This is a genomic window from Pseudalkalibacillus sp. JSM 102089 (assembly GCF_041366475.1).
GTDB lineage: Bacteria > Bacillota > Bacilli > Bacillales > Guptibacillaceae > Guptibacillus > Guptibacillus hwajinpoensis_B.
The window spans coordinates 24,472-33,415 of record NZ_JBEWYW010000019.1 but is presented as its reverse complement, the minus strand read 5'-3'; the positions used below and the strand labels follow the sequence as shown (position 1 = coordinate 33,415).

The 8,944-nt window shown below is 35.1% G+C and carries 8 protein-coding genes; 3 read left to right on the top strand and 5 right to left on the bottom strand.

The window, feature by feature from the left end:
* Nucleotides 1–277: 277 nt before the first annotated feature.
* Nucleotides 278–727, top strand: coding sequence for a DUF1569 domain-containing protein (locus tag ABVF21_RS21745; protein ID WP_371018978.1), 450 nt, complete (start codon nt 278–280; stop codon nt 725–727).
* Between the two features lie 187 nt (nt 728–914).
* Here ABVF21_RS21745 and ABVF21_RS21740 read toward each other — a convergent pair whose 3' ends face one another.
* The 3 genes from ABVF21_RS21740 to ABVF21_RS21730 all read right to left on the bottom strand — a co-directional run bounded on the left by ABVF21_RS21740 (nt 915) and on the right by ABVF21_RS21730 (nt 3,742).
* Nucleotides 915–2,147 carry an MFS transporter gene (locus ABVF21_RS21740; protein WP_371018977.1) on the bottom strand — a complete coding sequence of 411 codons (1,233 nt, stop codon included), beginning with the start codon at nt 2,145–2,147 and terminating at the stop codon, nt 915–917.
* Between the two features lie 17 nt (nt 2,148–2,164).
* A complete protein-coding gene (locus ABVF21_RS21735) occupies nt 2,165–3,214 on the bottom strand; it encodes an ArsR/SmtB family transcription factor (protein WP_371018976.1) in 1,050 nt (349 codons plus the stop codon).
* 306 nt (nt 3,215–3,520) lie between these two features.
* A complete protein-coding gene (locus ABVF21_RS21730; RefSeq protein ID WP_371018975.1) occupies nt 3,521–3,742 on the bottom strand; it encodes a DUF3953 domain-containing protein in 222 nt (73 codons plus the stop codon).
* 427 nt (nt 3,743–4,169) lie between these two features.
* Here ABVF21_RS21730 and ABVF21_RS21725 point away from each other — a divergent pair, with 427 nt between their 5' ends.
* Nucleotides 4,170–5,108 (top strand): hypothetical protein, encoded by a 939-nt coding sequence (locus ABVF21_RS21725; protein WP_371018974.1) that lies wholly within the window; start codon nt 4,170–4,172, stop codon nt 5,106–5,108.
* Between the two features lie 20 nt (nt 5,109–5,128).
* A complete protein-coding gene (locus ABVF21_RS21720) occupies nt 5,129–5,257 on the top strand; it encodes a hypothetical protein (RefSeq protein ID WP_257147707.1) in 129 nt (42 codons plus the stop codon).
* 534 nt (nt 5,258–5,791) lie between these two features.
* Here ABVF21_RS21720 and ABVF21_RS21715 read toward each other — a convergent pair.
* Nucleotides 5,792–7,135 carry a dihydrolipoyl dehydrogenase family protein gene (locus ABVF21_RS21715; protein WP_371018973.1) on the bottom strand — a complete coding sequence of 448 codons (1,344 nt, stop codon included), beginning with the start codon at nt 7,133–7,135 and terminating at the stop codon, nt 5,792–5,794.
* 127 nt (nt 7,136–7,262) lie between these two features.
* Nucleotides 7,263–8,906 (bottom strand): mercury(II) reductase, encoded by a 1,644-nt coding sequence (gene merA / locus ABVF21_RS21710; protein ID WP_371018972.1) that lies wholly within the window; start codon nt 8,904–8,906, stop codon nt 7,263–7,265.
* Between the last annotated feature and the right edge of the window lie 38 nt (nt 8,907–8,944).

The window sequence follows — 8,944 nt, the reverse complement described above, 5'->3', positions numbered from 1 at the left end:
TAGCAACATACTCGTAGTAAAGCTCTGTTCCTTCGACATCTATCTTTTGACCATTACTCAAATTTCTCTCCCCCAATAAAGGATTCTTCTTTATCAAGTTAATTTCGATGACCTATAAAACAATCGCCCGATAATCTGGAAGACTTGATACCGAGATAGATCTTGAAGCAGATTTTAAACTAAAGCACCAGTTAGTCTAAAGGATTAACAACGGTGACGGTGAACTCTATAATAATTAATGGGATTTTTTAGTTTAAAAAACTAAAGGAGGATTCTAATGAATAATATTTTCGAGATCAAGCATACAGATGAAATATTAAATCGTATCGAAAACTTAAATGTAAATTCACAACCAAAATGGGGTAAAATGGATGTTTCTCAAATGTTAGCTCATTGCACATCTTTCCAAGATATCGCAATGGGAGATTCTTTCCCTAAAAGAGGTTTGTTAGGATTATTAGTAGGTAGATTTGCAAAACCCATCTTTTATAATGACAAACCTTTAGACCAAAATATGCCGACTATTCCAACCATTTTAATTACATCTAAAAGAGATTTTGAAGTTGAAAGAGGAAAACTAAAACAAAAAATAATAACATTTCAAAAGAATGGACCAGAGTCTTGTACAGATCATCCACATCCTTTTTTCGGAAAACTTACTTCCGAACAATGGGGAAAAGGCATCTACAAGCATCTTGACCACCATTTAAAACAATTTGGAGTTTAGTGGCAGGAGTTTAAATATACCGTACCATCTTAAACTAACCTGCTTTGTCAATAGCCCTGATATTCCTTGTGCTTATATAAAAAAGAGCTATGACTCTATTGAACAATCGCTCCGAGATTGTGTAAGACTTGATATCGAGATATCTCTTACTTCTAATTCCTTATATCCATTTGTGGTATTAGAATTCTTATGCCTTTTTTAAAGAAGGGTGTAAATAAATAAAGGAAGCAAAAGTGGAAATTATACCACCAATAAAAAATGTTAAAGTTGTGCTATACTTTTCAGCAAGAACTCCAGCAGTTAAGGCTGCGACGGGCATTAATATCCATGTCATGAATCGACTAGTAGCTTGTACCCGACCTAGTAAATGATCTGGGGTTAACTTCTGTCGAATAGTCACAATACAAGGGTTCATAATAGAAGCAGAAATCGTACCGAGTGCATTCATTAACGCTAACCATATAAAAGAATTATTCATACCAAAAGCTATAATAGACACTCCCCCCACAAGTGATGCGAAGAATAAAATGGTTCTGTAAGAAAAGTGTTTCTTTAGTATGTTTGTTATTAAAGCCCCTCCAATTGCGGCAATACCACCAATAGATAGCACATAACCTATTAAAATTGAATCTAATCCAGCCGTGGATTTTAAATGAATGACCAACATTGTTAAGAAGAGTGTCGAGCCAAATATTGAGAAAAACATCGCTAAATTCGTATAAAGGATCGGCTTCTTTTGGATAACAAAATGAAAGCCTTCTTTAATATCAGTAAACACCTTAGAGCTAGTTATTTTTTCTTTTTGAACGGTACTCTCAATATTCAAACTCCATACCACTAGAAATCCGAATAAGAAAGTCAAACTGTTTATTATCAAACCCATACCAGGATTGAAGATACTTATAATGATTCCGCCTAAGCCTGGAGCTATAAATACAGCCGTTTGAAATATTCCTGTATTAATGGAGTTTACTAATTGTAAGTCCCTTTTTTGCACTAATTTAGGGACAGATGCAAATTGCGAAGTATTATATACTTGTGTCAACACTCCAACAAGCAGTGCACCTGCATAAATTCCCCATATAGTAAGTTGATCTGTTAAATACAAATAACCTAATAGTCCAACCGTTAAAAATCTTCCTAAATCACAAATCATTAGTAACTTTTTACGATTGAAACGATCCGCCAAAACACCTGTAAAGGGCTGAATTAAGATAGGAAGCCTCTCGAGTGCTGCAACTATGCCCATACTTAATGGTGATCCAGTAATAGCTAATACGATTAGTGGCAAAGCAATTAAATATATTTGGTCTCCAAAAAAAGAAACTAAATTTCCACCTATAAACCGAAATACCTGGAAATTCTTTTTGAATTCAGGTACTACTTCTTTTGAATCAAATTGTGCATTAGGAACTCCCATGAAACTTCCCCCTTTTACTAATCCCTTTCCAAGAAAAGTTTTAAATCTGTTGGTAAATGATCTAGCACACTATCATCAATAGAATATTTATTGGAATTCTGAGAAACGACCCTTGCAGATTTTAAAATTTTCAAATGATGGTGAACGGTGGTTTTACCTAACTTCAGTTCAGTGGTTAACTCTTGCAGAGATGTCGGCTCTTCCTTAATCATCTTTAAAATCCTTAAACGCGTTTCATCTCCTAATGCTTTATACTTTTGTACCAACAGTTTATTAGGAACAAATTTATCCTCACTTGAAATACTTTCATTAGAGACCGCATAATAAAAGACCTTAACGCCTTCTAAGTCTGCTTCGACATTCCATGGACGATATATGTAATGGGGTATCAAAATAACCTTATAAACACTTGGTTCCGGCAGGTATTTCACTCCATCTGTTGCCCACTCAACAAATTGTTCTGGTTCTAAACTTCCTAGCATTTTTTCCTTTGAAGCCATGTCCCTTTGAAGTATTGCTTCGAGTTTATTTTTATCTGGCTCGATAATTGCGCTATACCAACCAGACATTACTACTAGAAGATGGCTTTTCAATTCCTCGCAGGAAACTTTAGTAATAAATTCAAGGTAAGATGGTAGGAAAGGATGTTCATGATTCCTCTTTTGTAATTCCTGAAGCGCTTTTGCAGATCCATTTAATAAATCTCTTTTCAACACTTCTTGTTCATTACCAAGATAAGGTATAGAAATGTTCTTTAATTGCTCGTCAGATAAACTCCTCACATAATCATTAAACGAAGATAAATTCTCGAAATCTTTTTGATGGAGAAGCTGAAGAATGGTTTTCCAAGTATTATTTTTTTGTACATATTCTAGTTCTTCTATCATGCTTTTTGATAAAGATTGGTGAATCAGTTCTCTCTTTTCTTTAGAAAGATCAAGTGTATCAATCAGAGATTCATTCGTTATAGCTGCTATGCCTAAAGCAACTTCCCATAATAAAGAGCTTTTTAGCTCAAGCTTATATTTCTCCCTTCTTCGTTTAGTTCCAGCAGAAATAAGTTCCATATTTATCACCTCTTGGTATATATTCTATAATTATAGAATATAAAATTCAATATATTTAAAATAATTCAATTTAAAAAAATCTCCTCATGAAGAGAAGATCTTTTCTAAGAATATCTGTTTGTTGTTGCTTCATTGGATTAGAAAGCATTTTACGAAAGCGTATCTAATAGAACCGCCTCAACTTATATACTAGCTTTCAAAGGAATCTATCCTATTACAAATAAGCTCCGATTTACTTGAAGACTTAATTTCGAAGCAATCAGTTAGATTCCCCTCAAAATCTCACTCTGTTTTTTGCTAGATTACTTATATAGTATAAATCCCAACAAAAAAACTAAATCCAGCAACAAGAAATGATGTGAATGCGACTGGCTTTCGTTTTTGAAATTCAATAACTCCCATGATAAGAAACATACCACCCATTAATAGCAATAAATAAGGCAACATGATTCCAGTTGTTCCAGTTACTAAGCCATAGCTACAAAAGGCAACTAAAACAGTCGCCAAAATTATTCTAATTATTTTCACCAGTATTCCTCCTGACCTTTTCTTCCGAATGTCAAACTAAATACCTATTACAGATAAGCTCCGAGATTCTGGAATAAGGCGCTGATTTCTAATTAATTATTATTACTCTTGAAAATGAGTAATCATATTTCTCTTTAAAAGTTTATGTTGCCACATCTTTATTCTCATTCCATTGGAATTCTGGACCTGCTACTTACGAATTAGCCGTACCAAGTTATACAAACGATAAATCTATTAAATCATTTAATAGATAGTCGTTCCATAAGCTTTTCCTGGGGGAATAAACATTAAAGCTATCAGCTTTAAACAAACCAGTTCTATAAAATAAAGATAGACTAATTATATTCAAATATATATAATGAATTTCATGGTAAATAATTAAAATTTTACCAATAATTAAACAGAGGAGATTATGTAATTAAAAAAATTGTTGGTCTTTGGAATTGTTGGACTTTTAACGTTTGGAGGAATAATTGACTCCAATTATGTTAGCGCTTCAAAAAACGAGGAAATTATTAAAGATGAATTTATACAATCTTCTAAAATTATCAGTAAGAAAGAATTAATTGAGGTAATTAGAGAAGTTAACGAAAGTACAGAAGTTTCTAAACTTCCTAAGGATGACATTATAGAAATCTTTGATTCTATTGACGAAAATACTACTAAAGAAGCTAAAATTGAATATCGTGATCAAATGAAGGAAGAACTAAATCACAAGCTCAATAATTTGAATAATTCAAAGTTAAATACGGAAGGTTTCGTTGAGGAACAAATCACTTTATCTGATGGAAGTGAAGTTAACATAGAAACTAGTGACCTTCCAGAAGAAGTAGATGAAAACGAATTACCCGAAGAATATATTGTTGAGGAAGAAGAAGATAGTGATTTACCAGCTGAAGATTTTGTAGAAATATATGAAGGTGAAGGTATAGAAATTAATAGAGCACCAGTATTTAGTGGGATAATGTATTCTCCTTATAGAAGTGAAAAGAAAGATTATGGAGCAAGGCGTTACAGCTCTATTATTACTTTTAGAGCAAGTGGAATAAATGTAGGAAAATTGTATCTTCGTAGTCATTATTCTGTTGGGGATTACGGGCTAAAAATGAGGTACTCTTCTAAGTCTGGTACACGTAGTTATTTACCTAAATTCGACATTTCAAGAGCTACGGCAAAAACAACTGACTCAAAAGCACCCGTAGAAGGTCATGATATTAACAGCTATGGTGAATATACTGTAAAAATTGATTTATTGGGATGGTTAGGTGGAAGTAGGTATTATGATATAAGAAGCCAAATAAAATTAAAAAAGTTGGATAAAAAAGAAAAATATGCCTACGTAGCACAAAGTTATGTATTTAATTGAGGTTAAAGGAGAGAAATTAAATGGATGATTGGTGGGCAATTCAATCTGTATTTTTACTAGTGGGCCTAGTTGTAACAATTTTAGGATCGGTTGCGATAATTGCTTTAGTTTTATATATTATAAAATTTTTGAAAAACAACTCCCAATAATACATTAGCACTCATAGGGGAATTTCCTTATGGTGTACTATCCTGGTAAATTATTACAATACATCATCGTTATTCAATAATAAAGCGCCATGTGTAAGTAAAAGAACTCATTAGAAAACTATTCTTTTTCGCTTCTATTTAAATTCCAGAAGGTTAACTCTCATGCTTATATGAAGAATGGCCTTCTGGTTTCTTTAGTAAGTCGGAAGTATTACTGGTTACAATATATGTTAGAGGCAACATAATTTAAAATAGATATCGAAAAGTACTCTAATCGAGTCAATTTACTTTCTCCTTTGTTTAGAAAAACCTCTCATTCTTTACTCCATTAAGCTGTCCTATACCTATATTGATCGCAACTTTTCGTTAAGTAAACGCTACGATAATCTGGAGCAAAGCGCACCATTTATTTTTAGTGTTTTCACCATATAATTGAAAATCGGTTACCTTATTTATATACTTTCTTAAAAAAACAAAACGAAGAACAGCCCTAAATTAAGCTGTTCTTCCTCTATAACTTCAACTAATACAATGTTACAACATATGCCCAATATCTGAAGCAGTCGTTGGATAAGCATAAATCATTTGCTTTAATTCTTGTGTTTTCAACTCTAATTGAATAGCTGTCGCAAAGTGATTAATAAGATCATCTGCTTCATTGCTAATAAGATGAGCACCCATGATTATATCCTTTTCTTTGTCAATTAACAGTTTTATGGCTGCATGAGATTCATTGGTTCGTTTATATGTAAACCAATTCGATATCTCCTTATAAACAACCTCAATATCAGGATTCATTTCTTTTGCTTCTTTTTCACTAAGACCCACCGATGCTATTTTAGGAACAGTAAACACAACAGAAGGCATAGCAGGATAATCCATTTCTTTATGATTTCCCTTTAATAAATTTGAAGCAACAATATGAGACTCCATGCTTGCTACCGGGGTAAGCGGTAATCCATCTGTCGCAGCGACATCACCTGCAGCGTACACATGTGGATTACTTACGCTTTGTAAGTAGTTATTAACCTTTACCCCACGCTTATCGTATTCAACATTTCCATTTTCAAGATCCATATCTAGTGAAGGAATCCGACCAGCTCCGTGAACAACAAGATCTCCTTTTAGTTCATATGTTTCTTCCCCTTTTTTTGATGTAACGATATAGCCATCCTTTTCTTTACAAATAGACGCAACAGAACTCTCTAAATGAACCTTTATGCCTATATCTTTAGATTTTTTCATCAGTAAGTCAACAAGATCCGCATCAAAGTTCTCTAGTGGCGTTTCTCCCCGGTGGATGATATGAACTTCAGAACCAGCTCTTGCCGCAATATGAGCAAATTCAAATGAAATATACCCGCCTCCTACAAAGATTATTTTCTCTGGCAGTTCTTCTAATTCTAAGAATTCGTCACTATAAGTAAGATAGTCTTCTCCTTTAATGTTTAGAGGAGTTGGTTTTGCCCCTGAAGCGATTAAAATCCGATTCCCTTTTATGGTGTGTTCGCCCACTTGGACTTCGTTCTCACTAATAAAGGAAGCTTTTTCATGATAGGTATCAATTCCATTCTTAGATAAAGCGTCTACTTTTTTATCTGGTACATGATCCGTAAATTTCTTTTTAAACTTCATTAGATCTTTCCAAACGATAGAGGGCTCTGATTGCACTCCGTTTTCTTGCATCCTTTTATTCCAATCCAATAATTCTGCCGCACCAACTAATACTTTTTTAGGATCACAACCTCTCAAAGCACAAGTCCCTCCAAATGGACGGTAATCTACCATCGCTACATCCCAACCGGCTTTATTACATTTTGCTGCTGTTATGGATCCTCCGGAACCGGATCCAATAACAATGAGATCGTATGTTTTCATCTTAAGTACCTCCTTGATTTTAACTCGCTATTAAAACCATTTCCTTATCACTAACGAATCAAACCATGTACCTTTTCCAGGGTTGAAAAAACCACCGTTTTAATAACAGCGGGGCCATGGATGACGGTTATCCTGCACAACAAGACAGTTTGGAAACGTCTTTATCAAAAGTTAAGCTCGCTAATTTTAATCCCTCAGCCATTGTAAGGTATGGTGCCATTGTTTCCTGAAGGTCTTCAGCTGTGAGTTTGAATTTCACTGCTAAAGTAGCTGCATAAATCACATCACCGGCATTTTCTGCTACAACGTGTGCCCCGATAATTTGCTGATTGTCCTCATTCATCACGAGCTTGAATACACCGGTCGTTTCATGATTGACCAATGCTCTTGGTACGGCTTCCAATGAAAGTATAGAACTTTTCACATTGTATCCCTGTTCTCTAGCCTGTTGTTCTGTTAAACCTACAGATGCAACGGAAGGAGAGGTAAATGTCACTGCTGGAACGGTAGTCAAGTCCTGTTTGCGTTTTTGAGACCTTGTCACGTTCTTTGCGACTAGATTTCCTTGATAGGCAGCAACATATACAAATTGAGGACTTAAAGTAACGTCTCCTGCTGCGTGTATGTGAGGGACACTTGTTTCTAAAAAGTCATTGACTAATACTTCTCCAGCTTCACCAACCTTCACCCCGGCTTCTTGGAGCTGAATTGCAGTTGTATTAGGAGCACGACCAACCGCAACCAATAGTTGATCCCCAGACACTACTTGATCTTTTCCATTCATTCGAATATGAACTTCCTTTTCACTGCCATGTTGGACAACCTTGTTGTACTCCACATTTTTTATCAAGCGAATGCCTTTTTCGGTGAGGGATTTTTCGATGGCTTCAGAGATTTCAGGATCATAATCTTTAAGAAGGCGGTCACTCCGTTGCATTAATGTCACTTCTGACCCTAGATCATGAAGCATTTGACCTAATTCAAGCGCAATATACCCTGAACCAATTACGACGAGATGCTTTGGAACTTCTTTCAAATTTAAAGCAGAGGTGCTTGTTAAATAGTCACTTTCTTTTAGTCCTGGTATATCAGGTACGGCAGGTGACGCTCCTGTGGCAATCAGAAAATGCCTTGAGGTTAGCTCTTGATGATTCACACTGATCGTGTGTGCATTTTTAAACCGTGCTTCGCCTTTTATCAGATCAAATCCGTAATCCTCAATAAGTTCTTCGTATTTATCTTTACGCAACTTTTGAACAAGTTCGTCCTTTTGTTCTTTAAGTTGGGATAAGTCTGGCTTGGTTGATTGAAGTGCTAAACCTTTGTAAGGGTTATGATGAGCATGGCTGTTCAGTTCACCAGCTCTTAACAACATCTTAGATGGAACACAACCAATGTTTACACACGTTCCCCCAATCGTTCCTTTCTCGACCATCGCCACTCTTAAACCATTTTCTGACGCTTGAATCGCAGCAGAAAAAGCCGCGCCACCAGATCCGATGACAACAAAGTCGTACTCCTTTTCTGAAGAAGATACTGATTTGCTTGCTGTAGTATTGACATCAAAAACATCAACAGCTTTATATGGCGTTGTATCGAGAGTTTTCTTAATCCTTTCATAATTTAAAGAATTTGGGCGATGAAAGGAAGCGTCGCCTTTGCGAAAACTGACATTGATATCTTCAGCACCAAGACTTTCTAGTGTTTTAAAGACATGACGTTCGCATTGATCACATGTCATACCTTGGATTTTTACCTCTGTTTTGTTCATTTCAAAGTTCCTCCTCTTATTTATTCTTCATTCAAACT